This window comes from Alkalihalobacillus sp. AL-G (assembly GCF_030643805.1).
Classification (GTDB): Bacteria; Bacillota; Bacilli; order Bacillales; family Fictibacillaceae; genus Pseudalkalibacillus.
In genome coordinates, this window is sequence record NZ_CP094656.1 from 3907845 (window position 1) to 3933614 (window position 25770).

Genomic DNA, 25770 nt, shown 5'->3' on the forward strand with positions numbered 1-25770 from the left:
CATCTATCGAATCAATTGGTCTTTAATAAATAGGTTCAAAAAGGAGGAATCCTCTCAATTTGCAAACAAAATGCAATCATACCATTCATTATAAACAATTTTTCCTAAGATATGCTATAGCTAAACATCATTTTTTTCAGCTCTCGTACAAAAACTGAAAATGAAAAGAACCACTTCTTTCAAAAACTGCATCGAAGTGGTTCCTTTTGTTTGATTCGTATGCCTTAGCCTTACATATTTCGACGATATTTTCCGCCTACCTCATAAAGTGCTCGGGTGATCTGCCCAAGACTTGCATAACGGACCGTTGTCATTAATTCATCAAACAGGTTTCCACCCGATAGGGCTACCTGCTTCAAGTTACGTAGTGCCTCTGTCGTTTTATCTTCGTTCTTTTGCTGGAATTCTTTTAGGTTTCGAATCTGTTGTTCCTTTTCCTCTTTTGCTGCCCGCGCCAGCTGGATGTTGAATTCTTCCTCTGATGGCGGATTCGGATTCAAGTAAGTGTTGACCCCGATAATCGGCAATGAGCCATCATGCTTTTTCATTTCATAATGCATCGATTCTTCCTGGATTTTTCCGCGCTGGTACTGGGTTTCCATTGCCCCGAGAACCCCTCCTCGCGAATTGATCCGTTCGAATTCCTGTAAAACGGCTTCCTCGACAAGGTCAGTCAGCTGTTCAATAATAAACGATCCCTGTAAGGAGTTTTCATTTTTGGCAAGACCGTGCTCTTTCGTAATGATCATTTGGATCGCCATTGCTCGACGAACTGACTCCTCTGTCGGTGTCGTGATTGCTTCATCATAGGAATTCGTGTGTAGCGAGTTACAGTTATCATAGATCGCCATCAATGCCTGTAATGTTGTACGGATATCGTTAAAATCGATTTCTTGTGCATGCAGTGAACGACCTGACGTCTGAATGTGATACTTCAACTTCTGGCTTCGCTCATTACCTTTGTATTTATTTTTCATAATCGTCGCCCATATTCTTCGAGCAACCCGACCGATCACCGTATATTCTGGATCAAGTCCGTTACTGAAGAAGAAAGATAGGTTCGGCGCAAAGCTATCAATGTCCATTCCACGGCTTAAATAGTATTCCACATACGTAAACCCATTGGCAAGAGTCAGTGCCAGCTGTGTAATCGGGTTCGCTCCGGCTTCTGCGATATGATAGCCGGAAATCGATACAGAATAATAGTTTCGGACTTTATGGTCAATGAAGTACTGCTGGATATCTCCCATTAACCGCAACGCGAACTCCGTTGAGAAGATACACGTATTTTGACCTTGGTCTTCTTTTAAAATATCCGCTTGGACGGTACCGCGGACAACTGCCAACGTCTTTTCCTTGATGTCGATCGCTTCGGCATCGGTTGCCTTTCGACCATTTTCTTCTTCAAAACGATTTAGCTGCTGGTCGATCGCCGTGTTCATGTACATCGCTAGGATGATTGGCGCTGGGCCATTGATCGTCATTGAAACCGATGTGGAAGGTGAAATCAGGTCAAAGCCGTCATAAAGCTTTTTCATATCCTCGAGCGTACAAATGCTTACTCCACTCTCGCCGACTTTCCCATAAATGTCCGGACGATAATCAGGATCCTCCCCATATAACGTGACCGAATCAAATGCTGTACTTAAGCGTTTTGCTTCGTCATCCTTTGAAAGGTAGTGAAAACGACGGTTCGTGCGTTCTGGGGTTCCTTCTCCGGCAAATTGACGCTTCGGGTCTTCGCCTTTTCGTTTAAACGGGAAAACGCCTGCTGTAAATGGGAATCGTCCAGGGACATTTTCAAGCATTGACCAGCGGATGATTTCGCCCCAATCCTTATACTTCGGAAGTGCGACCTTTGGAATATCAAGACCGGACAAGCTTTTCGTCTTCAATTCTGTGATGATTTCTTTGTCACGAATTTTCGTAACGAATTGGTCCTGGCTGTATTGCTCTTGAAGCGTATCCCATCCATCGAGGATTTCCTTTGTTTCCGGATGGATTTTCTTTTCATAACCGCCTTTTATATCAGTTAGCGTTTTAACCGTAATCTTGCCGTTCTCATTCGTTTCTTCAATTGCCTCAAGTGTCCCGTCAATTTGGTATACCTTTCTCGCTGTCTCTGATTGCTCAGAGACAAATTCGTGGTAGTTGCGAACCGTCTGAACGATTTCATTCAAGTAACCGGTTCGATCGGGAGGAATAATCATATTCTGCTTTTCGACCTTGCCCTCACTACTGAAGGATGTCGTCCAGCCAAGCTCGAACTTTTCGTTCAACACATTTACGAGTGCATTGAAAAGGATATTTGTTCCTTCATCGTTAAATTGACTGGCAATCGTTCCGAAAACGGGCATTTCATCAAGGTCTCTGTCAAAGAGCATGCGGCTGCGCTGGTATTGCTTTTTCACATCTCTTAGTGCATCCTCTGAGCCTTTTCGGTCAAACTTATTGATCGCAATCAAGTCGGCATAGTCAATCATGTCGATTTTTTCAAGCTGGGATGGAGCACCGAACTCACTCGTCATGACGTACATGGAAGCATCTGAAATGGCCGTAATTTCAGCATTCCCCTGGCCAATACCGCTCGTTTCAACGACGATCAGGTCGTAACCGGCTGCTTTCACGACTGCTAACGCCTCCGTGATGGCTTCTGAAAGCTCAGTCTTAGAGCCACGTGTTGCCAGACTGCGCATATACACTCGTGGTGAGTGGATCGTATTCATCCGGATCCGGTCTCCGAGCAGTGCGCCACCCGTCTTTTGCTTGGTCGGATCTACCGATATGATCGCAATCGTTTTATCTTCATATTCATTTAAAAAGCGCCTGACCAATTCATCGGTCAGTGAGCTTTTCCCTGCTCCCCCAGTCCCGGTAATCCCGAGGACAGGAACGTTGTGGGCCATTTCCTTCATTTGCGTAAGTGCTTTTTCAGCAGTTGCAGCCATTTCCGTAGCCGCTTCCCTCTGGTTTTCTGCTACGGTAATCAATCTTGCTACCGCTTGAGGGTCACGTGCTGGCAATCGATCCAATTCATCTCGGAGCTGTGTGAACGTCGGGAAGTCGCAGTCCTTGATCATCTGATCGATCATCCCTTGAAGTCCTAGTTCACGCCCATCATCAGGTGAGAAAATGCGAGCAACACCGTATTCATGAAGCTCCTTGACCTCTTTAGGGATGATGACGCCTCCACCGCCTCCATAAACACGGATATGTGGAGCTCCGTATTCCTTAAGAAGGTCGATCATATATTTGAAATATTCAACATGCCCGCCTTGATATGACGAAATTGCGATTCCTTGAACATCTTCCTGGATCGCCGCCTGGACTACTTCGTCGACGGATCGGTTATGCCCAAGATGAATGACTTCTGCACCGCTCGCCTGAATGATTCTTCTCATAATGTTGATCGAAGCGTCGTGGCCATCGAATAAACTTGCTGCTGTGACGAAACGAACATGGTTTTTCGGTTTGTAAATTTCAGTTTGCATCAGTCTAGCTCCTTTCTGTGAAAAACTGGATTGAAAATACGGCTTTAGGTTAAAATCCTTTTTAAATTGTAGATTTACAGATGTGAACCTTTCCGACTGAAGGCTCAACCATAGAAATACATATCTAATTTGAAAAATACATGTCTAACTTCGAAAATACATGTCTAACTGCAGGCGTGAATGGTTCCATATGCAGAAGTTCGATCACTACACCGAACTCTTTTCAACCCGTCCTAATTCAATTCCGTGCAAAAGTAGTTGAATTTGCAGATCGGTGTATTCCTCGAGCGTATACACTTTTTGCAGTGCCCAGCGGCGGAAAGTCCACATTTGACCTTGAATCAAAATGTTATGCCCCAACAGACTTACTTCATTTTCAGACAGAGTCAGGTGTCCTGCATCCACTGAGCGCTGAATCAATGCTTCGAACATTCCAGTCATCTCGATTTCCTTCTGAAGCACATATGGCAATGCCTCATTGGAAAGAGACTTCACTTCCTGATACATGACGAGAACCTCATCCTGCATCTCATCCATTACTTTAAAATACGCAGCAATCGCTTCTGTGAGCCTGTTTATACCAGGCTGGTCCATGACGATTTCGCTTTGTAATCGCGTTCGAACCTCGTCGTAAATCGAATCACATACAAGGTAAAGAACATCTTCCTTCGTACGGATATATTCATACAGCGTCCCGATGCTGAATCCTGCTGCTTTTGCAATTTCTCTTGTTGTTGTCCGGTGAAACCCTTTATCCTTGAAAAGGTTGACGGCTGCTTTTACCATTTCTTCACGACGTTGTTGAATGAGTTTCTCGTCTTTGACTAACGATGGTACATTCTTTTTTCCCAACCTCATCCCTCTTTCGTGTTCATATCGTTTTAATCGCTTGATTGAGGCGGCTTCCATCTATCGGGCGGACAAACTCTATAGCAACCGTACTACATTCCGTTTCTCTGCCTCATCTAGAGCGATTCCTCTGAATCCTATCTGTCTAAGTCTCCCTTTCCCATTCCGACAAAATGTTCTTTGCAGCCGTATATGGATCCATTTCTCCCGAGCCTACTTGTTCTCTCCACTCTCCATGCTCATGCTTCTCATTTATTTTTTGCATCAGCTCATACTGAACGACCTCAAGGACCTCCTGCTGCATGATTCGGGTACGCTTTCGCTCACCTTCTCCACTTTCTTGTAAGTAATTCTGGTGCACCTTAACCTGTTTCCAAAGCCCATCCAACCCTGTATTCTCAGTCGAAATCGTCTGAACAATCGGAGGACGCCAAGGTGAATCGTGCTTAACAAGATCAAGCATCCCTTCAATCTCGGTGATCAGTTTGGAAACCCCAGGTAGATCCGCTTTATTTATGATAAAAAGGTCGGCGATTTCCATGATCCCGGCTTTAAAAACTTGAACGACATCACCGCTCCCAGGATTCAAGACAACAGCAGTCGTATCTGCCACCTTCATGATATCAAGCTCCGATTGGCCAACTCCGACTGTTTCAACGAGTATGACATCAAAGCCATAGGCGTCCATCAGACGGACAGTTTCCTTGGTCGTTCTAGCAAGGCCACCGAGACTTCCGCGGGTTCCCATGCTGCGAATGTAAACTCCTTTATCTGTAAAATGCTCAGCCATACGGACACGGTCCCCAAGCAACGCCCCCCCACTAAACGGGCTTGTAGGATCAACTGCTACGATGCCAACAGTCAACTTGACTGAGCGCAAAAAATGGACGAGGCGATTGACGAGCGAGCTTTTTCCAGCACCAGGCGAACCTGTAATTCCGATGACATGAGCACCCTTACGATGCGCATGCAGGTCCTGCAAGAGTTTCAACTTTTCAGGATGATCATTTTCAATATAGCTGATTCCTCTTGCCAAGCCTCTTAAGTCTTTTTTTACAATTCGTTCGGCGAGGGCGTTCATGAATGGTCCTCCTCTTACATTACTACTTTCCTTTTTTATAAGGGTTCCGGTCTGCTCGTCTTGATGGTTTGGGTCCTGGTGCAATTCCAGGTCCTGTTCACTTGTACGATCAATCTGCTAAAAGCATTCTGGAAATGACCAGTCGTTGGATTTCATTCGTTCCTTCGTAGATTTGAGTGATTTTGGCATCACGCATATAGCGTTCTACTGGATAATCCTTCGTATAGCCATACCCGCCGAACACTTGAACCGCTTCAGTGGTAACCTCCATCGCTGTGTCTCCTGCAAACAGCTTCGACATTGCTGATTCCTTACCGTATGGAAGACCTTCGCTTTCTCTCCAGGCTGCTTGGTAGGTTAGTAATCTGGAAGCTTCTACCTTTGTTGCCATGTCTGCTAATTTAAAACCGACGCCCTGTTGTAAGCCAATCGGTTTTCCAAACTGTTGACGTTCCTTTGCATAGCCTACAGATGCATCGAGTGCACCTTGTGCGATTCCGACTGCTTGAGCAGCAATTCCGTTTCGACCGCCATCTAGCGTCTGCATCGCTATTTTAAAGCCTTCTCCCTCATCTCCAAGACGATTTTCAGCCGGAACACGGCAATCCTCGAAAATGATTTCTAACGTCGGGGATGAGCGAATTCCTAGCTTTTTCTCTTTTTTACCGAATGAAAAGCCAGGCGTTCCTTTTTCTATGATGAAAGCCGTAATTCCTTTATGCTTGCTTTCAGGATCAGTGACAGCGAACACAACATAAATTTCTGCATCGCCACCGTTTGTAATGAAAATTTTCGAACCGTTCAGGATGTATTCCTCTCCATCACGTTTCGCGGTCGTTTTCATTTTTGCTGCGTCCGAACCAGATCCCGGCTCGGTCAATCCGTAAGCACCTAGCTTCTTCCCTTCAGCCATCGGACGAAGGAACTTTTGCTTTTGCTCTTCCGTACCGAATTTGTATACTGGCCAGCCAGCAAGTGATGTGTGCGCCGATAATGTTACCCCTGTTGAAGCACAAACGCGCGAAAGCTCTTCGACTGCGATCACATAACTTAAATAATCGGCTCCGATTCCACCGTATTCTTCCGGCCAAGGAATACCGGTTAGACCAAGCTCTGCCATTTGATCAAACAGTCCTCGATCAAATCGCTCCTCTTCATCACGTTCTGCAGCTGTTGGTTCAACTTCATTTTTCGCAAAATCACGAACCATCTTTCGTAGCATTTCATGTTCTTCTGATAGTTGGAATTGCATAATTTCCTCTCCCTGACTAGTATTTTTTGTGTATGATAGCCAATTTCAATAAGCTTTTATGAATACCTTTTTAGCTGTTCATCAATTGTTTGCTGATGACGATACGTTGGATTTCACTTGTGCCCTCATAGATTTCACATACCTTCGCATCTCGGAATAGCCGCTCTACTGGATAATCCTTTGTGTAACCATAGCCGCCGTGAATCTGTACGGCCTCGATTGCGGATTTCATTGCATGCGTTGAGGAAAACAGTTTTGCCATTGATGATTCTTTCCCGCATGGTTTTCCGTTTGTACGCAGATTTGCTGCATGATAAGTCAACAGTTTTGCCGCCTCGAACTGAGTAGCCATGTCGGCAAGCTTGAACCCAAGTCCCTGCTGCAATCCGATTGGCTTTCCAAACTGTTTACGTTCCTTCGCATAATCGGTTGAATACTGAAGTGCTGCCTCAGTTATCCCAAGTGCTTGTGCAGCAATTCCAATCCGGCCGATTTCGAGATTGGCCATCGCAATTTTAAAACCCATCCCTTCTTGTCCAAGACGGTTATCAATTGGAACCTTCGCATCTTCGAAAATAAGTTGAGATGTATTCGAGCCGTTCAAGCCCATTTTCTTTTCCTTTTTTCCGATTTCGAGCCCTGGTGTGTCTTTATCGACGATGAATGCCGTTATACCACGACTTCCTTCTTCCGGGTTTGTCACAGCGAAGACGATGTACGTATCGGCTTCCCCTGCATTCGTAATGAACACCTTTGAACCGTTTAAAACGTAATGATCGTCTTTCAGGACCGCCCGAGTTTTCAAGCCGGCTGCATCCGATCCTGCTGATGGCTCCGTCAACCCGAACGCTCCTAGATATTCCCCGCTTGCAAGCTTCGGAATGTATTTCTGCTTTTGTTCCTCTGAACCGAAATAAAGGATCGGATTCGTTCCGACTGACGTATGAACGGATAAAATTACCCCAATCGTTGCGCTCACTCTTGAAAGCTCATGAATCGCAATGATATACGATGTAAAATCCATGCCAGACCCGCCATACTCCTCAGGAATCGGAATCCCCATCAGGCCGAGTTCACCCATTTTTTTAATGACTTCTTTCGGGAATTCATCCGTTTCATCCATTTTCTCGACAATTGGACGAATTTCCGTTTCGGCGAAATCACGGACCATTTTACGCATCATGTCCTGCTCTTCTGTAAAACGAAGGTTCATTTTAGGTCCTCCTTTTTGAAAACGTACTCTAAGTAGTTAGTTGTACTCGTAGAAACCTTTTCCGGTTTTCTTGCCGAGCCACCCTGCTTTTACATATTTACGAAGCAACGGACATGGACGGTACTTGTCATCACCAAAGCCTTCGTGAAGCGTTTCCATAATATAGAGACACGTATCAAGCCCGATAAAGTCAGCAAGTGTAAGGGGTCCCATCGGATGGTTCATTCCAAGCTTCATCACTTCGTCAACCGCATCAGGTGTCGCTACTCCTTCATATACTGTAAAAATCGCTTCGTTAATCATCGGCATCAACACACGGTTGGAAACAAATCCTGGGAAGTCGTTTACTTCGACCGGGACTTTGTTCAGTGACTTTGTCGCTTGTTCGATTGTTTCGTAAACCTCGTCTGTTGTTGCGAGCCCGCGAATGATTTCAACGAGCTTCATGACTGGAACAGGATTCATGAAATGCATGCCGATCACTTTTTCCGGACGTTTTGTAACCGCCGCCATTTCGGTGATCGGGAGCGATGACGTATTGGACGCGATAATGGCATGCTCTGGTAAGATTTCATCTAATTGTGAAAATACCTTCGATTTTACTTCAAGGTTTTCAACGATCGCTTCCACAACCAAGTCGACGTCAGTGGCATCATTCAATTGTGTTGAAGGGGTCAGACGATTAAGGATCGCATCGGCTTCCTCTTTGGTCATTCGTTCTTTTTCCACCTGACGATTCAAGTTCTTCGAAATGTATGCCATTCCTTTTTGAACAAATTCATCCTTTAAATCATTTAACACAACTTCATAGCCGGCTTGTGCGAAAACCTGGGCAATTCCAGAGCCCATCTGTCCTGCACCGACAATCATCACTTTTTTGATTTCCATCGTTCTCCTCCTCCGGTATTGTAGATCACTATTTATCTGTAGGTTTAGTAAAGGAAGTTCGACTAAAAGCATCACGTCCTGCGCCTGCGGTTACTTGACGTAAAACCGTATAGAAGCATACAAGTACGTACGTGGTCTTGTGATGACGTCGAACTGACTCACATCCTGCCTAAACCTTTACCATGACTGCGTCACCCTGACCGCCACCGCTGCAAATTGCTGCGATACCGATTCCGCCGCCGCGACGCTTCAGTTCATGGATAAGGGTAATGATGATACGTGCTCCACTTGCACCAATCGGATGGCCTAGTGCTACTGCGCCCCCATTGACATTGACTTTTTCCGGATCAAGCTCAGCGATTTTCGAGCTGGCAAGCGCAACTGCCGCAAATGCTTCATTTACTTCATACAGGTCGATGTCCGATAACGATTTACCTGTCTTTTTCAATAATTCGTTGATGACGACACCTGGTGTTTGCGGGAAGTTTTCCGGTTCCATCGCAATCGCGGTGTGGCCAAGGATTGTCGCCATTACTTCCTTGCCTTCTTTTTGGGCACGTTCCTCTGACATGAGGACGAGTGCTCCTGCTCCGTCATTGACCCCTGGTGCGTTCCCGGCCGTAATCGTTCCGTCCGCACCGAATACCGGCTTTAATTTTGCCAGTCGGTCTATCTGCGTATCTTTACGTGGTGACTCATCATCACTCACTACGATTGGATCGCCTTTTCTTTGCGGCACTTGTACCGCTACAATTTCTTCAGCTAACTTCCCTTCGCTGATTGCTTTTACAGCACGTTGGTGACTGCGGTATGCCCATTCATCCTGCTGTTCACGGGTCAGGTTGAATTCTTTCGCCGTCGAGTTTCCGTAGGTGCCCATATGTACACCTTTAAATGAACAGGTCAATCCGTCATCGACCATGGAATCCTTTACAACCGCATCCCCCATTCGAAAGCCCCAGCGTGCTTTTGGCATTAAATATGGAGCATTACTCATCGATTCCATACCACCCGCGACGATGACTTCCTCATCACCTGCGCGGATGATTTGGTCTGCCATCGTGACACTTCGCATTCCGGAGGCACATACTTTGTTGATCGTTTCGGTTTTCACTGCCCAAGGAATGCCGGCATGGTTTGCCGCTTGCCTTGAAGGGATTTGTCCTTGACCTGCTTGGAGGACAGATCCGAAAATAACCTCACCGATATCTTCAGGTGAAACGTCTGCACGTTCCATCGCTTCTTTTATCGCGATTCCACCTAGCTGTGAAGCAGTTAATGAGCTTAGTGCTCCGCCAAACTTTCCGAATGGTGTCCTTACACCACTGATGATTACAGTTTTACTCATTTAAAATCCTCCTTTTTTGGCTCTGATCTTGTAAAATCTTGCGAACGAACGCTCAATCGGTGCAAAAGTAAGGGCTAAGCAGACTCAAGAAATGATATATCAACCATCGAATCCAATATATCGACCACGGACCTCAATATATCGACCACGAATAGTAAAATGGTCCTGTTTTTCCTTATGGTCTTCTTAGTCTGCCCCTACCTAATATCATGTTAGAAATCCGCTTACTGAGCAATCTTCTGCTCTGTTCCGATTACGGATTTTTCAAGGATTTCAACGACGTCCAGTGTTTGGATGTGATCCTCTACCTCTTTCGCCTTCGTACCGTCGCTTAGCATTGTTAAGCAGTATGGACAGCCGCTTCCGATCATTGTCGGATTTACTTCCATCGCTTGCTCTGTCCGAGCGACATTGACACGGTGGCCTGAGTCTTCCTCCATCCACATCATTCCGCCGCCCGCTCCACAGCACATTCCGTTTTGGCGGTTTCGGTTCATTTCAACAACCGTAACACCAGGAATCGCTTTCAAAATTTCGCGCGGTGGTTCGTAAACTTCGTTGTAACGACCGAGGTAGCAGGAATCATGATACGTGATCGTTTCATTGACTTCATGTGTCGGGTTCAGACGACCTTCTCTGATCCATTGTGCCAGCAACTCAGTGTGATGGTGCACTTCAACGCCCTCAAGACCAAAGTCAGGGTATTCATTTTTAAACGTGTTATATGCGTGCGGATCGATCGTAATGATCTTCTTAACATTGTGCTTTTGGAACAACTCGATGTTTTTCGTTGCAATCTCCTGGAACAAGAACTCGTTCCCAATCCGTCGAGGCGTATCTCCGGAGTTTTTCTCCTTATTACCGAGTATTGCAAACTTGATTCCAGCCGTGTTCATGATACGCGCAAGTGACAAGGCAATCTTTTGGCTTCGGTTATCATAAGAGCCCATTGAGCTGACCCAGAAAAGGTATTCAAAATCTTCACCGGCTTTTTCAACCTCTTTTACAGTTGGAATATGGACATCATCGTGCCCGTCGCGCCAGTTGTCACGCTCTTTACGGCTTAAGCCCCATGGGTTTCCTTGACGTTCGATGTTCTGGATCGCACGTTGACCATCAGAATCCATCTTGCCTTCCGTTAAAACAAGATAACGGCGCATATCGATTATTTTATCGACGTGTTCGTTCATGACCGGGCACTGATCCTCACAATTACGACACGTCGTACATGCCCAAATTTCTTCTTCAGTAATGACTTCACCGATCAAATCGATCGTATATTCAAATCCGCCGCTGCCTTCAGAGGCTGCAGCACTTTCTTCGACACCTTTACCTTGAGCTGCATAGGCGAGCTGGTTTCCTGTCGTGCCTTGAAAGGCGAAGCCAGGAACCCAAGGAGTACGCGACGTAACAGCTGCTCCTTTTTCAGTCAGGTGATCACGAATTTTAACGATCAGGTCCATTGGTGAAAGCATCTTTCCTGTGCCAGTTGCTGGACAAACATTCGTACAACGTCCACATTCAACACAAGCATATAAATCAACCAGTTGCTTTTGGTTGAAGTCCTCCACTTTTCCGACACCGAACGTTTCTTGGCTTTCATCCTCAAAATCGATCGCAGCAAGGCGTCCAACTTTATGTGTTCGTCCGAGAAAGACGTTGAGTGGACCAGCGATCAAGTGTGCATGCTTGGATTGCGGAACATACACTAGGAATGTTAAAAGGATGAGCAAATGGATCCACCAGGACACGTAAAACAACACTGCCGCTACAGTCTCTCCAACCCAGCTGAACAAGAATGCAATTGTACTTGCTACAGGCGCTGTCCAGCTGCCTTCTAGGTCATGCCAGATGATCTCCATTCCATTTCCGAACAGCACAGACAGCATTAGTCCACCGATAAATAAAAGGACAAGTCCTGCTTTAAATCCTCGTTTCAAGCGAACAAGTTTTTCAATATAACGACGATAAAACGCCCATATTACTGCAACAAGAATCATCAACGTAACGAATTCCTGGAATAAGGTAAACGCCGGATACAACGGTCCAAGCGGCAAATGAGATCCAGGTGCAAGACCCTTCCAAACCATATCGATCGCGCCGAATTGAACCATTAGAAAGCCATAAAACATCATGACATGGATGATTCCGCTTTTTTTATCCTTCAAAAGCTTTTTCTGTCCGAATACGTTCACAAGAATTGCTTGCAAACGTTCTTTCATTGAATGATCAAACTCAGCTTTTTTTCCAAGCTTGATATACTCGTATCTCGTTTTGACTACATAAGCAAATAAATAAATTCCGTAAGCGGTTACAAAAAGAAACGCAAGCCAATTAATGATCAATAACGTCTCCACTATTCCAACTCCCTTCAGTTGTTCATGCAGTTATTTTAATAACGAAAGAATTCCATTAGGTCATCTATTCAGAATGAAACTAATTTTCTGACACCAATTATAGCATAAATTGAACTGAATGAGCATTCAGTCAACGTATTTTTTTAAAAAAATTCTGTCACCACCCCTCTATCTCCTTGATGTTGGGGATGAAGTGAAACATCGACGCTTATGTGTAATACATCGCTCTCAAAAGGAGATACTACATTCATTAAGTCTGTAAACTGGAGGTGAGGAGCATATTCGTCTTATTCGTTATTTTATTTGCGATCATTGTCTGGTTTGCTCTTGACTTCTATTTCGGCCGGCAGCAGCACTTTTCAGAAAAAAATACGCTCTTCCACCCTCCGAGAAAGGGAAATGCTGAATTCTTCTCAGTAGGCACTCAGTTTTTCTCAACCTTATTTCAAGATTTAAAGCATGCAAAGTCGTTCATTTTTGTGCAGTTTTACATTATTAGAAACGATCCGATCGGAAATGAATTGCTTCAAATATTAAAAAACCGGGCGGCTGACGGGGTCGAGGTCTACTTGCTGGTCGATGCAGTCGGAAGTCATAAATTACCTAAGAAAACGATCAAGCAGCTTAGGGAATCCGGCATATTTGTAGCCTATTCACAGCGTCCGAAACTTCCATACCTCTTCTATTCACTTAATCGAAGGAACCATCGAAAAATCACGGTTGTCGATTCCAAAGTCGGTTACATTGGGGGCTTTAATGTCGGTGAAGAATATCTAGGTCGTGATCCGAGGCTTGGGCAATGGCGTGATTACCACCTCAGACTGACAGGCGATGTACTCGAAAGCTTTCTGGAGGTAATCAGATTTGACTGGAAAGTGGCTACGAGTGAGGATCTATTTCCCCCCGTAACTGAACCTGTAGAAAACGGTGCTCAGAGCTTTCAAATATTTGCGACAAACGGAGCATACATGGCTCATTTTTTTCTCGAGTATATCGAAAACGCCGAGCAATCCATCTTTATCGGAACCCCGTATTTTATCCCTGGTCGAAAAATGGTACTGGCACTGATTGCTGCTGTTAAACGTGGTGTTAGAGTGACGATTCTTATTCCGATGAAAGCGGATCATGCTTTTGTAAAAGAGGCGGCTTTTCCCTATTTGTTGCCGTTGTTACATGCTGGAGCCGATGTGTATCGTTACTATCCGGGATTTTACCATGCAAAGGTGATGATGATCGATCGGAAGGTTTGTGATATCGGTACAGCGAACTTCGACAAACGAAGCTTTTATTTAAATGATGAAGTGAACTGTCTTTTTGATTCACCTGATTTGATTCATAAAATTGAAAAAATCCTAGAATTTGATATCCAAGAATCAGAACGGTTAACCTTACCTGATTTAGGGAATCGATCGATTATTGATCGAGGAAAAGAAATGTTCGCTTTGTCAATATCAAGGTTCTTATGATATGTTTTTTGATCGAGGTTTGAAACATACTTACAAAGGAGGGAATGCCGGTGTGGCTGGCCTTAGCAACAGGGGCGATCGCAGGATCCTCCGTATTTCTTGGTGCTCTTATTGGAATTTTTGTAAAGCTTCGTGAAGCTTATATTGCGATGATCATGGCATTCGGAACAGGGATACTGATTGGCGCATCGGTATTTGAACTTTTGAAAGAATCAGCCGAAAAAGGCGGTCTCGTTTATACGAGCGTCGGTTTTTTGTCCGGCAGCTTGGTTTTTACGAGCTTTAATCTCTATTTAGCTAAAAAAGGCGGGCAAAAGCGGAAAAGCTCTGAAAAAAAACCGGCGGGTCATTCTGGAACAGCCATTTTTTTCGGTACTATACTCGATGCAATTCCTGAGTCTGTCATAATAGGGCTCGCCATCCTTCAAAATGGTACAATTGGCTGGCTGCTCGTGATCGCTGTTTTTATCAGTAATTTTCCTGAGGGTTTATCAAGTAGTGTCGGTCTAAAAAAGAACGGTTACTCGAATCTGAAAATTTTAGTTATGTGGGGAATCGTTTGCGTGTTGGCTGGGCTAAGCTCGCTAGCAGGCTATTTTTTCTTAGAGGATACCAGTCCCGAAACGATTGCGGTGATCAGTTCATTTGCCGCGGGTGGAATTATTGCAATGGTTACTGATACGATGGTCCCGGATGCATTTCGTAAAGGTGGACCGCTTGTCGGGTTTGTTACCTCCCTCGGGCTTTTAACATCGCTGATCCTGACACATTTTCAGTAAAAAGAGGCAAGTGATCAATAAATTATCCTGGTGCCTCGTTTCCATAAAATAAAGGGGCTGACCCAAAAGAAAAATCCCTTCAAATTGTTTCAGCCTTCCTACCATTGCCAGAAATTTTATATCATTGATGAAAAGTTCAAGTTGTAAGTGCAAATTCTTATTTATGAAAGTGGTCACGGATTATCACGCAATACTTTCGAGTTGATGAACGAGTCAATCAAGTGGTTGAGCTCTTTCCAGTGGCGTGTCGGCAGTTCATGGAAAGCATGCCGAACAACCGCAATACTGCAGTTCCGAACATGCAGCTGGTAGTCGGATGCATGTGCCCTCGTATGGCGGGCGAACTGACCATACACAACAAGCATCGGAGCATCAATTTCCTGTAATCGATCGAGACAGGAATACGTGTAGGATGTTCGATAAAATTCGTGCCAAACCGATTGATCCGTCTGCAGCATCGATTGAATCAAGTGTTCGCGTTCTGCCTTTGATTGTGCATGTGCCGTTGCAATAATCATCGCAAGCTGTAACGGCGCTGATTTCGAAAGCAGGAGGCCGCCCTGATATTCTAAGTTTAAAAGAAAAGACTTCACTCGTGGATAACCGCCGCTCAACACAATACCCAGCGTGCGTTCAGGATAAGAAAGAGCGAAGTGTTGTACGACCGAACCCCCTGCCGAGTACCCGATAAGCACCGCTCTTTGTATGTTCAAGGCATCAAGAAGATCCTTCAATTCAGCCGCTAACGCCTCCATTGTGGGAGATTGTTGGCACGACTCACTTTCCCCGTGCCCGCACATATCGTATGTGATTATCCGGTAGTTTTTAGAAAGCTCGAATTGTTTATGAAAGACAGCTTGCCCCATGCCGGGCGGGTGTAAGAAAACAAGCGGTAACCCTTGGCCGGAGTCTTTATAACTCACTTTTCGATTATGTACAGAAACAAAAGTCAAGTCCATCCTCTCCCTCATGTCAGTTCATCATTAAAGGTAACACTGAAATGACAAATTTATACCCTAAATAAATACCGACAATACCGAGAATTCCCGCTAAGGCAGGCGGTGCTGGAATCGGCAATTTCAACAAGGCAAAAACAACCCCTACGCTAAAGCCGGTTACAATTGATAAGAGTAAAATCTTCAATTTTAAAACCTCCGTTTTTTACGAAATGCTGATATCCCTAGTTTCGCAGTTAATTTTTGACGTCGCAGTTATTATTTCAATTTCGCAGTTTATTTTTGATTTTCGCAGTTAATGCCGCAACTTTCACAGTAGCCCCTATCCTGATGGTCCCTTTTTTAAGTTTAGCGATCTGATAATCACCAATTGGCCAACCCTCCAAAAAAGGGTGGCCCGAACAGTGGAAGAAATGAATTATCATCAAACATCCCCTTGTCTGAGTCACCCTAAAATAGTATTTACATTTTCTTTGGAGCAGAAACGCCGATCAGCTTCAGTCCGTTCTGAAGCGTTTGTTGAACAGCCTTCATGAGAGCATACCGCGCATTACTTTGATCTGGATTTTCATCGTCCAATACCCGTTCAGCATTGTAAAAGCTGTGTAACGTTGAGGCTAATTCAAATAAATAATTAGTCATACGATGGGTCGAAAGTGTCAGGGCTGCTTCTGTTACAGCAACTGGAAACTCGCCGAGCTTTTTCAACAAGTCATATTCTTTTTCCGACTGGATTGGAGAAAGATCAACCTGCCCATCATACGTATAGCCTTTATCCGCACCTTGACGAAGCATGCTGCATACCCGTGCATGTGCATATTGTACGTAATAGACTGGATTTTCATTCGAATGCGAAACGGCTAGGTCCATATCAAAATCAAGATGGGAATCCGAGCTTCGCATTGCAAAGAAATAACGCATTGCATCAATACCGACTTCCTCCATCAATTCCCTCAAAGTCACCGCTTTTCCGGTCCGCTTACTCATTTTCACTTTCTCGCCATTTTGGAACAGGCTGACGAGCTGTATAATCTGAATCTCCAGCTGTTCTCGATTATATCCGAGCGCCTCAAATGCCGCCTTCATCCGTGGAATATAACCGTGATGGTCCGCACCCCAAATGTTGATCACCGTTTCAAATCCACGCTGCAGCTTGTCAAAATGATAGGCAATGTCTGGCGTCAGGTAGGTGTAGGTTCCGTCGTTCTTAATTAAAACACGGTCTTTATCATCGCCAAAATCGGTCGTCTTGAACCAGGTAGCCCCGTCCTTCTCGTAGGTGACTCCCTTACTGTTCAGCAATTCCAGTGCCTGATCGATTTTACCAGAAGTATAAAGAGATGTTTCAGAATACCACTCATCGAAGTCAACACGGAAATCAGCCAGATCCTTTTGAATTTTCTCAAGCTCTTTTTTCAAACCGAACTCCCGGAAAAACCGCAAGCGCTCCTCTTGATTTAGTTCAACGTACTTATCTCCGTCTTGATCGACAATTTCCTTTGCAAACCCGATGATATCCTTGCCGTAATAGCCATCCTCAGGCATTTGCACCTCTTTACCGAGCTGTTCAAAGTACCGTGCTTCAATCGAAAGAGCGAGGTTATGTATCTGATTACCTGCATCGTTGATATAATATTCCCTTGAAACGTCAAAGCCTGCTTTATCTAACAGATTACACAGCGTATCCCCTACTGCCGCTCCACGTGCGTGGCCGAGGTGCAGGCTTCCAGTCGGGTTGGCGGAAACGAACTCGATCTGGATCTTCTTACCCTTGCCCTCGTTTGTCTCACCATACTCCTCTCCAGATTGAATGATGGCTGGAATCAATTCGGTCAAATAGTGATTATCTAGGTAAAAATTGATAAACCCTGGCCCTGCAATTTCAATTTTCTCAATCGACGCTTTCGAACGGTCAAAGCTGGCGACCAATTCCTCTGCAATCTGGCGTGGCGCCTTTTTGGCGATTCGTGCGAGCTGCATCGCCATATTGGTTGCGTAGTCACCGTACTCTTTATTTTTCGGAAGCTCAAGAACAACCTCTGGGAGTTCCTCTTTAGATGCCAATCCGGCTTTTAAAACCGCCTCAGCAATTTCCGTTTTCAATTTTCTTTGTACTTGTTCAACGATGTTCATGTTCTTTCCCCTTTCAGCCTGATTGACAATTGGTGGTTTCCGGTCTCTTCGCCTTCAAATAATACGCGGTACTCGAGTGAAAGAGCTCCGACCTTTGTCCTTTCATCCCACTTGAAGTCCATCGATTTGGTGTCCGTCCCGATTTTGATCGGTCCATACAAGCTTCCATATGTCCCATCGGTCTGTTCACCTTGTATGAACTGCTGCCGCATCGAGACTGCTCCGCGTCGAATAATGGTGGCATCCCCGTCCGTTATTTTAATCGTAGTGTTCACCTTGTCCGTTTCGTTTATAACTTCCTCGTAACGTACATATGTAGCCGATTCCTTCTGATACAACGTTCCTGGAGCAGAAAACCGGATTTCTTCCTGTTCCCCTGATTGATCAGAGATTGAATGCAGCGATATAGTTATGGGTGTTGAATCGTCCAAGCCGTTCACATCCCCTTTAGTGGTGTTCAATTTGTATAAGTGGCGTTCATTGGTTACCTGATGATTAACAAAATTTCTGTAAGCCGTTCCTGTACACGCCTTCTTTAACCTTGCTATTATAACAAAGAAAACTCTGTAAAGCCAAGCCTTGGCGTAGGCTCATCCTAAAATGAACTAATACTTTTTTTAAACTCTCTGAACATAAAAAAAACCCTTTCTTTTCCAAGCCAGTCGGGAAAAAGGAAGGGTCATCCAGTATAAGAAGGCGGCTTTTATATGAAATGGACTCGTCTCGACTGTTAATTTCGATCTATCAGCGTTTCGCCTGATTTATGGTCAGCTTATTTCTATTTTTCATCGATGATACACGTGTAAATGTAGAAGCCCTTATAGAATAGGGGCCCATTTAGGGGAGCAGGATGTCAACCGTTGTTCCGTCCTGCTCACTACTTGAAAATTGAATCGATCCTTTGTGATCCTTAATAATTTTGAAACTGATCATCAGCCCTAAGCCGGTACCTTTTTCCTTCGTTGTATAAAACGGCTCACCTAGTCTGGTCAACAGCTCTTTTGGAATTCCAGGACCTTGGTCTCGAATCCGGATCAATAACTGCCCTGTGTCGGTTTTCTTGCAGCTGATATAGATCTTCCCTCCATCTGGCATAACCTCAATTGCATTTTTGATCAGATTGATGAATACCTGCTTGATTTGGTTTTCCTCACACTCAATTTCTTCGTTCGCCGCTTCAAGGTCTGTTACGAAGCGAATATTGTTCATGTTGGCCTGTCCTTCAAGAAGCTTCAGGACATGGCGAATCATCGAACCGATTGGTTTCTTTTCATAGCTGATACTTTGCGGCTTGGCTAAAACGAGAAGTTCACTGATGATCAGTTCGATTCGATCCATTTCTGATAAGATAATTTGATAATACTGTTCCTTCGCACCGAGCCCAAGCCTCATCATTTGAATAAAACCTTTTATTGATGTTAACGGATTTCGGATTTCATGTGCGACTGCAGCTGCAAGCTCCCCAACGACTGTCAGTTTTTCGGACCTTCTTAGCATCTCCTCAGAACGCTTTTCATCTGAAATGTCCCTTAAAATGCCATACATGCCAATAATGATATTGTCTACGATCATTGGGAAACCTATTACTCTGACATTTATGATTACGCCATCTTTACGCAGCATCCGTTTCTCAAATTCAATCGGCTTTCCTTTAAAGATCTGTTTATAATTTGTTACGATTTCAGTTCTTTCCTCTGGTAAAAGAAAATCCGTGTATGATTTTCCGATTTGTTCTTCCTTCGTATACCCTGTTATTTTTTCAATTGCGGGGTTGACACTCGTCAGTTCCCCTTTTAAATTGATAGAATAAATTCCATCAGGATTATGTTGAAAAAGAGACCGGTAGCGGCGTTCACTTTGTTGTAACGATCTTTTCGCACGATTCTTTTCGGTTTCATCCCTGAACACAGCTAGAACATACGTTTTGCCTTTATGCTTAATCGGGATCGATTTCCCTTCCATTTCAAGAATATCCCCATCAGGGCGAACGATTTTCATCGGAAACAATCGTTCAAAGCGAAGCCCGCCCATCACATGTTGAACACGTTCTCTAGACTCAACCTGATGCTGAATATGAATGAATTTTGAGATTTCCTTTCCGATTACATCCTGTTTGTTTTTTACACCGAGCATTTTGATAGCGACATCGTTCACATAGACGATTCGATTTGAATCATGAAGACAGATCGGGTCTGGTGAATTTTCAACTAGTTGACGATACCGATGTTCAGATTCCTGAAGCGCCTCCTGAGTCCTTTTTAGGTCGGAAATGTTCCTTGCGACTCCGTACGCACCAGAGAGCTTCCCATCGATAAAAATCGGAATGTGACGGAAATGAAACTCGATGTCCTTACCCGATTTCGGTTTTAAAAGCATCTCACAAGAGACCCTTCTCCCTTTCTTAACCTCCTCTAAACAGATGATCGCTGCCCGATCCTTCGAAGACAATAGATGCTTCTCAAAGCTTTTACCGATCAACTCTTCCTTTTTATAGCCAATTGCCGCGACTACTGCAGGATTTACATCGATAATCGTACCTTCTAGATCAATTGAAAAGATGGGAACCGAGTTTTGATAAAATAATGATTCATATTGCTGATAGGTCCGTTCAATCAGCTGTTCATTCAGCTTTCGCTCATGGATATCACGTGTAATTGATAATACCGCGATGCCATTAGTGTGGAATGGAATGATTTTGCAAGTCGATTCACTCCATCGGTACTCCCCATTAGAATGCAACATTCTATATTCAATCGGTGGGGTTTCACCGGCTTTTTTTAACTTCTCAAAATTATCAAGGATTTTCGTGCGATCCTCTGGATGCACGTAATCGACATCTAACTTCCCAATCAAACCTTGGACCTTATACCCGTAAAGCTTATGGATAGATGGCGAGGCATAAATATAACGACCCTCGAGATCATGAATGGCTATCTTATCCGCTGCAAAATCCGCAAGAAACGTTGGGTTGTTCAGTTCACATTGTATTTTTGATAAGACGTCAATCCTACCATTCTCTCTTAGGTAGTAACAGACAGAAACATCAAGGCCTGTTTGATTCGGTTTCAAAGCAACTGAATGCTGCCACTCCCCATTATTTATTGAATTGAATTCTATGACAGGAAAAAAGTGTGTAACCTTCTCCCCGATTAATTCCCTATAATCGGTCTCTAGTAAATCCATCATAGCTTGATTCGCATAGACAATCCTAGAGTCATTGTCCAACTGGATAAACCCATCCGTAATGCAGTCCAAAAGGGATTGATCAAACTCTAACGATACCGCTGACATCCGTTCCACTATACACTTCTCCTTTAAAAGGTTGTTCAAAAAGGATCAGACCGGACTCATGGATTCCATTACCCCTTTTGAACACATCTCTAATTAAAACTCTTCTAATCTAAATATTAGACCTTTAGACAGCTTTTTCCTTTATTTGTCGAGATAACCAACATTTTTTACCACTTTTAATTAGGCACATTGTCCTGCACGGGGTGGAATAGATTTAAAACGAATCAAAAAGTAGACTGACCCATCGTGTACCTGATCCCCGCCACATAGCAGGTGTCAGTCTTTATTACACTCTGAGTCAGCCTCATTTTTCTGATTTTCAGTTAGAGCTCATCTGCCTTAAAGGTCGATACCGTCATTTCACCCATCCAAGCAGCATTTCGCGGATAAACTTGCTGGCAGCGATCGGTGTTTGTTCTGTCGGATCATAGATTGGTGCAACCTCGACAAGATCGGCACCGATGACGTTGACATTTGAGTTTGCAATTAAGTGAATCGCCTCAAGCAGCTCTTTTGAAGTGATACCGCCAGCTTCAGCTGTACCTGTTCCTGGTGCGTGGGCCGGATCGAGTACATCAATATCGATCGTTACATACACATTTCGCCCTTTTATCTTAGGTAAGGTTTTCTTCAACGGTTCCGCTACATCGAATTTCGTCATATGCATTCCCGATTCTTTAGCATATTGAAATTCCTCCTGCATGCCGGATCGGATACCAAACGAGTATACATTTTCCGGTCCAATCAATTCACACGCTTTTCGGATCGGTGTCGAGTGTGAGAGTGGCTCGCCTTCGTATTCCTCTCTTAGGTCGGCATGGGCATCGATATGAATGATTGCGAAGTCGTCGTACTTTTTATGCAATGCTTTAAAAATTGGCCATGATACGAGATGCTCGCCGCCGATTCCTAGCGGGAACTTCCCGGCATCGAGGATTTTAGTGACGTATTCCTCGATCATATCAATACTTTTTTGCGGGTTTCCGAACGGCAGAGGAATATCTCCCGCATCATAATAGTTTACATCCTCTAAAACTCGATCCAAGTATGGGCTGTATTCTTCTAGACCTAATGAAACCTCACGAATTCGTGCAGGACCAAAGCGTGAGCCCGGTCGGAAGCTGACCGTCCAGTCCATCGGCACCCCGTAAATGACAGCCTTACTTTCTTCTATACTCGGATGACTTTTAATAAACACATTACCTGAGTATGCCTCTTCAAAACGCATGAAAGACCCTCCTATTCGACGAGTTCACGGACAAACCTTGGCAGTGCAAAGGATGCAGCGTGAAGCTCTTTCGTATAATATTTCGTATCGATTTCAACAAAGCGATCGGCTTCCACTTTCAATGGATCGTATTTTTTCGAGGCAATCGTAAACGTCCAAAGGCCGCTTGGGTACGTAGGAATGTTCGCTGTATACAAGCGAGTTATCGGGAATATTTCCTTCACATCGCGAAAAACTTGGGAAATCAGATCTGCCTTGAACCAAGGATTGTCTGTCTGCGCGACCAATATCCCTTCTTCTTTTAACGCTTTAGAAATCCCCTCATAAAACCCCTTTTCAAATAGCTTGACCGCCGGGCCGACTGGTTCTGTCGAATCAACCATGATGACATCATAGGCGTTTTCACTTTTAGCGATATGCATGAATCCGTCATCCACCTTCACTTCGACACGCGGATCATCGAGATCACCAGCGATTCCAGGCAAATACTTTTTCGAATACTCGATGACTTTTCCATCAATCTCAACGAGCACTGCTTTTTCTACGGAAGGATGCTTTAAGACCTCACGAATGACACCGCCGTCTCCTCCACCGACTACAAGGACATGCTTTGGCTCAGGATGGGTGAAAAGCGGAACATGAGCGACCATTTCATGATAGACGAATTCATCCTTTTCGGTTGTCATCACCATTCCATCGAGAACGAGCATATTTCCGAATTCTTCTGTATCAATCATGTCGAGCCGTTGAAAATCGGTTTGCTCTGTATGTAGAGTCCGTTTTATTTTGGCGGTAATTCCAAACTTTTCCGTTTGCTTTTCTGTATACCATAATTCCATGTGGATCACCTCAAATTTATTTTAATAGACGGTCTATTTGAAACTTATTTAAGCATTTTAACATAGTCCACCTGTCGTATTCGAGCAAGTGAATATCAACTGGTCGTATGTGTTGATTTCGCCCGTACTTCAGCGGAACATTATCTCTTATTTTCATAACGTGCAAGAAAAGTATACTCGAATCGGTGATTTTTTCAACTACTTTATGTGCCCCTCGTCTATTTTTGATAGTTTGCGGTTCCGCATCGACATATATTAGGGAAAAAACAACCCTTGGCAGGGTCTATTTCCGATAATTCGGCCGCGAATCCAATTAATTCGGCCACGGGTAGTAAAAATGACATAAAATTTGATCAAAGGCGCATTAAGAGGCTTATATATCACAATTCCACCGTTTAGAAATGGCGAAACCCTCCCATACTAGTAAAAGGATAAGGAGGGGGATTTGCCTTATGGAAATCATAACCGCCGATGGCTTGATGAAAACGTGGAGATGGGTCTGGCTTTGGCTTCGTACCCTATTATTATTTTCCCTTCCGATCGTTTTAATCGGCATGGCTTTTTTAATCTATATACATATACTCGGTCCACCGCCGTTGCAAGTCCCACAGACAACGGTTTTTTATGGTGCAGACGGAACGATTATCGGCGAAAATGAACCATCTGGCCACAACCGATACTGGGTCAAGCTTGACGACGTTTCACCTAACATGATCGATGCCACCATTGCAATTGAGGATAGAGGATTTTTCGAGCACAATGGATTTGATTATAAAAGGATCGCCGCTGCCTTAATTGCAGATATAAAAGCAGGGGCAAAGGTTCAAGGAGCAAGTACGATTACCCAGCAATACTCTCGGAATCTATTTTTAGTTCCGGATAAAACGTGGGAACGAAAGCTGAAGGAAGCTTATTATACTGCGAGAATTGAGGCCAATTATACGAAAGATGAAATTCTCCAAGGTTATTTAAATACGATTTACTACGGGCACGGAAATTACGGGATTGAAGCCGCAGCCAGGTATTATTTTGGAAAGTCTTCCGAAGATCTGAACATTGCGGAAGCCAGTTTGCTCGCCGGGGTTCCAAAGGGCCCTTCCTACTATAGTCCAGTCGACCATTTTAAAAAGTCAAAGGAACGTCAGCAAATTGTCCTCGATGCGATGGTCGATACGGATAAAATCACTCGTAAACAAGCAGAAGTGGCCTATCAACAACCGCTTGAAATCATTGGAAAAAGCTCGTTACCAAAAGATAAGGCCTCTTATTTTCAAGATTCGGTCGAGTATATTCTTAAAAACGAAATAGGAATTGATAAGGATAAAGTGAAGCTCGGGGGCTATCATGTCTATACGACGCTTGATGCAGACATGCAGAAAAAGGCGGAGCAATGGGTTGAAAAAGTGATCCCGAATACGTCAAGCATCCAAGTTGCTCTCGTTGCGATGGACCCGAGATCCGGGAACGTAAAGGCGATGGTCGGAGGAAGGTCGTACGCTGAGAGCTCTTACAACCGGGCAACCCAGGCAAGGCGTGCACCGGGATCAACATTCAAACCATTTTTATATTATGCAGCACTTAAAAATGGATTTACACCTTCGACCGTTTTACGAAGTGAAGAAACGACATTCCGGACCAGTGAAGCAAAAAGCTATACCCCACAGAACTTTGGAAACCTTTATGCAAACGATGACATTACGATGGCACAAGCAGTGGCATTATCTGACAACGTATACGCGGTAAAAACCAATCTGTTCGTTGGACCTGAAAAACTTGTTGATGCGGCGAAAAAGCTCGGTATCGAAAGTAAGCTTGCCCCGATCCCGTCGCTTGCCCTAGGTACAAAGCCGGTCGGAGTACTTGAAATGGTGTCTGCGTATGGTGTCTTTGCTAACAATGGAAAAAGGGCCGAGCCTGGTTTCATTACAAAGATCGTCGATTACAAAGGAGACGTGATCTATGAACGAGAGACCGAAGAGACTCAAATCATCGAACCTAAATATGCTTACGTGATGACAGACCTTTTACGCGGCGTATTTGATGAACGGTTGAACGACTATTCGAGAGTCACTGGTGCGTCGGTCAGCCACCTGATTACACGGCCAACAGCTGGCAAAACCGGGACGACGAATTATGATAGCTGGGTGATCGGCTATACTCCGAAGCTCGTTACCGGGGTTTGGACTGGGTATGACAAAGGAAAACAGATTCATCCATTCAATGATATGTTGTATTCAAAGAACATCTGGGCTCATTTTATGGATGATGCGTTAGAGGATACACCAGTAGGAAAATTTCAAAAACCCGATGGCGTTGTCGGCGTTTACGTCAACCCGGATAATGGATTACTCGCGACAGAGGATTGTCCGGTCAAAAGGCTTTCATACTACATCGCCGGAACAGAACCGACTGAATATTGTAAGGAACACTTGCCAAACCAGCATCAGGAAAAAGATAACACTCGTGAGAATTTGAAAAAAGAGGACGCTGGGTTGTTCAAGGGAATTTGGAATTGGTTAAAAGGCGACTGATTGGGGCTGAAGTAAACCAAGTAGCTGGGCTCGGTTATTTCCATGTAATGTCTTACCAATAAATGAAA

At 44.3% G+C, this 25770-nt stretch carries 18 protein-coding genes; 3 read left to right on the top strand and 15 right to left on the bottom strand.

What is annotated here, in order from left to right; translation table 11 throughout:
* Window positions 1-230: 230 nt before the first annotated feature.
* From icmF to MOJ78_RS19795, 8 genes are all read right to left on the bottom strand, one after another.
* Window positions 231-3491, bottom strand: a complete 3261-nt coding sequence (icmF, locus tag MOJ78_RS19760) for a fused isobutyryl-CoA mutase/GTPase IcmF (RefSeq protein ID WP_304979034.1) — start codon at window positions 3489-3491, stop codon at window positions 231-233.
* A gap of 207 nt (window positions 3492-3698) precedes the next feature.
* The gene (locus tag MOJ78_RS19765; protein WP_304979035.1) at window positions 3699-4343 is read right to left on the bottom strand and encodes a TetR/AcrR family transcriptional regulator; all 645 of its coding nucleotides are present in this window, start codon (window positions 4341-4343) and stop codon (window positions 3699-3701) included.
* A gap of 142 nt (window positions 4344-4485) precedes the next feature.
* Window positions 4486-5421, bottom strand: a complete 936-nt coding sequence (meaB, locus tag MOJ78_RS19770; RefSeq protein ID WP_304979036.1) for a methylmalonyl Co-A mutase-associated GTPase MeaB — start codon at window positions 5419-5421, stop codon at window positions 4486-4488.
* A gap of 109 nt (window positions 5422-5530) precedes the next feature.
* Entirely contained in the window at window positions 5531-6673 is a 1143-nt protein-coding gene (locus tag MOJ78_RS19775; protein WP_304979037.1) for an acyl-CoA dehydrogenase, read from the bottom strand.
* A gap of 70 nt (window positions 6674-6743) precedes the next feature.
* The gene (locus MOJ78_RS19780) at window positions 6744-7886 is read right to left on the bottom strand and encodes an acyl-CoA dehydrogenase (protein ID WP_304979038.1); all 1143 of its coding nucleotides are present in this window, start codon (window positions 7884-7886) and stop codon (window positions 6744-6746) included.
* Between the two features lie 36 nt (window positions 7887-7922).
* Window positions 7923-8774: a 3-hydroxybutyryl-CoA dehydrogenase gene (locus MOJ78_RS19785; RefSeq protein ID WP_304979039.1), complete on the bottom strand. Its 852-nt coding sequence runs from the start codon at window positions 8772-8774 to the stop codon at window positions 7923-7925.
* 169 nt (window positions 8775-8943) lie between these two features.
* The gene (locus tag MOJ78_RS19790) at window positions 8944-10122 is read right to left on the bottom strand and encodes an acetyl-CoA C-acetyltransferase (protein ID WP_304979040.1); all 1179 of its coding nucleotides are present in this window, start codon (window positions 10120-10122) and stop codon (window positions 8944-8946) included.
* Window positions 10123-10346: 224 nt separating this feature from the next.
* Complete coding sequence (locus MOJ78_RS19795) at window positions 10347-12479, bottom strand: (Fe-S)-binding protein (RefSeq protein WP_304979041.1); 2133 nt, start codon at window positions 12477-12479, stop codon at window positions 10347-10349.
* Window positions 12480-12748: 269 nt separating this feature from the next.
* Between MOJ78_RS19795 and cls the strand changes: the two genes are divergently transcribed.
* Both cls and MOJ78_RS19805 read left to right on the top strand, forming a co-directional pair.
* Entirely contained in the window at window positions 12749-13945 is a 1197-nt protein-coding gene (cls, locus tag MOJ78_RS19800) for a cardiolipin synthase (RefSeq protein WP_304979042.1), read from the top strand.
* A 50-nt stretch (window positions 13946-13995) separates the two neighbouring features.
* Complete coding sequence (locus tag MOJ78_RS19805; RefSeq protein WP_304979043.1) at window positions 13996-14724, top strand: ZIP family metal transporter; 729 nt, start codon at window positions 13996-13998, stop codon at window positions 14722-14724.
* Window positions 14725-14897: 173 nt separating this feature from the next.
* On the opposite strand, the gene MOJ78_RS19810 is transcribed toward MOJ78_RS19805, so the two are convergent.
* From MOJ78_RS19810 to speE, 7 genes are all read right to left on the bottom strand, one after another.
* On the bottom strand, window positions 14898-15683 hold the full coding sequence (locus tag MOJ78_RS19810) for an alpha/beta fold hydrolase (protein ID WP_304979044.1): 786 nt from the start codon (window positions 15681-15683) through the stop codon (window positions 14898-14900).
* Between the two features lie 13 nt (window positions 15684-15696).
* Window positions 15697-15867 (bottom strand): XapX domain-containing protein, encoded by a 171-nt coding sequence (locus MOJ78_RS19815; RefSeq protein WP_304979045.1) that lies wholly within the window; start codon window positions 15865-15867, stop codon window positions 15697-15699.
* A gap of 275 nt (window positions 15868-16142) precedes the next feature.
* Complete coding sequence (gene argS, locus MOJ78_RS19820; protein WP_304979046.1) at window positions 16143-17813, bottom strand: arginine--tRNA ligase; 1671 nt, start codon at window positions 17811-17813, stop codon at window positions 16143-16145.
* Complete coding sequence (locus MOJ78_RS19825; protein ID WP_304979047.1) at window positions 17810-18244, bottom strand: YwiB family protein; 435 nt, start codon at window positions 18242-18244, stop codon at window positions 17810-17812. The genes argS and MOJ78_RS19825 overlap by 4 nt, the downstream gene beginning before the upstream one ends.
* A 406-nt stretch (window positions 18245-18650) precedes the next feature.
* Entirely contained in the window at window positions 18651-21104 is a 2454-nt protein-coding gene (locus MOJ78_RS19830; RefSeq protein WP_304981316.1) for a PAS domain S-box protein, read from the bottom strand.
* A 355-nt stretch (window positions 21105-21459) separates the two neighbouring features.
* Entirely contained in the window at window positions 21460-22332 is an 873-nt protein-coding gene (gene speB, locus MOJ78_RS19835) for an agmatinase (RefSeq protein ID WP_304979048.1), read from the bottom strand.
* 11 nt (window positions 22333-22343) lie between these two features.
* The gene (gene speE, locus MOJ78_RS19840) at window positions 22344-23171 is read right to left on the bottom strand and encodes a polyamine aminopropyltransferase (RefSeq protein ID WP_304979049.1); all 828 of its coding nucleotides are present in this window, start codon (window positions 23169-23171) and stop codon (window positions 22344-22346) included.
* A gap of 452 nt (window positions 23172-23623) precedes the next feature.
* On the opposite strand from speE, the gene MOJ78_RS19845 reads away from it, so the two are divergent.
* Complete coding sequence (locus MOJ78_RS19845) at window positions 23624-25702, top strand: transglycosylase domain-containing protein (protein WP_304979050.1); 2079 nt, start codon at window positions 23624-23626, stop codon at window positions 25700-25702.
* The last annotated feature ends 68 nt before the right edge of the window (window positions 25703-25770 follow it).

Coding starts and splice junctions, on each gene's coding strand:
- icmF (WP_304979034.1), bottom strand. CDS start 3,491: ATGCAAACTGAAATTTACAAACCGAAAAACCATGTTCGTTTCGTCACA.
- meaB (WP_304979036.1), bottom strand. CDS start 5,421: ATGAACGCCCTCGCCGAACGAATTGTAAAAAAAGACTTAAGAGGCTTG.
- MOJ78_RS19775 (WP_304979037.1), bottom strand. CDS start 6,673: ATGCAATTCCAACTATCAGAAGAACATGAAATGCTACGAAAGATGGTT.
- MOJ78_RS19780 (WP_304979038.1), bottom strand. CDS start 7,886: ATGAACCTTCGTTTTACAGAAGAGCAGGACATGATGCGTAAAATGGTC.
- MOJ78_RS19785 (WP_304979039.1), bottom strand. CDS start 8,774: ATGGAAATCAAAAAAGTGATGATTGTCGGTGCAGGACAGATGGGCTCT.
- MOJ78_RS19790 (WP_304979040.1), bottom strand. CDS start 10,122: ATGAGTAAAACTGTAATCATCAGTGGTGTAAGGACACCATTCGGAAAG.
- MOJ78_RS19810 (WP_304979044.1), bottom strand. CDS start 15,683: ATGGACTTGACTTTTGTTTCTGTACATAATCGAAAAGTGAGTTATAAA.
- argS (WP_304979046.1), bottom strand. CDS start 17,813: ATGAACATCGTTGAACAAGTACAAAGAAAATTGAAAACGGAAATTGCT.
- MOJ78_RS19830 (WP_304981316.1), bottom strand. CDS start 21,104: ATGTCAGCGGTATCGTTAGAGTTTGATCAATCCCTTTTGGACTGCATT.
- speB (WP_304979048.1), bottom strand. CDS start 22,332: ATGCGTTTTGAAGAGGCATACTCAGGTAATGTGTTTATTAAAAGTCAT.
- speE (WP_304979049.1), bottom strand. CDS start 23,171: ATGGAATTATGGTATACAGAAAAGCAAACGGAAAAGTTTGGAATTACC.
- MOJ78_RS19845 (WP_304979050.1), top strand. CDS start 23,624: ATGGAAATCATAACCGCCGATGGCTTGATGAAAACGTGGAGATGGGTC.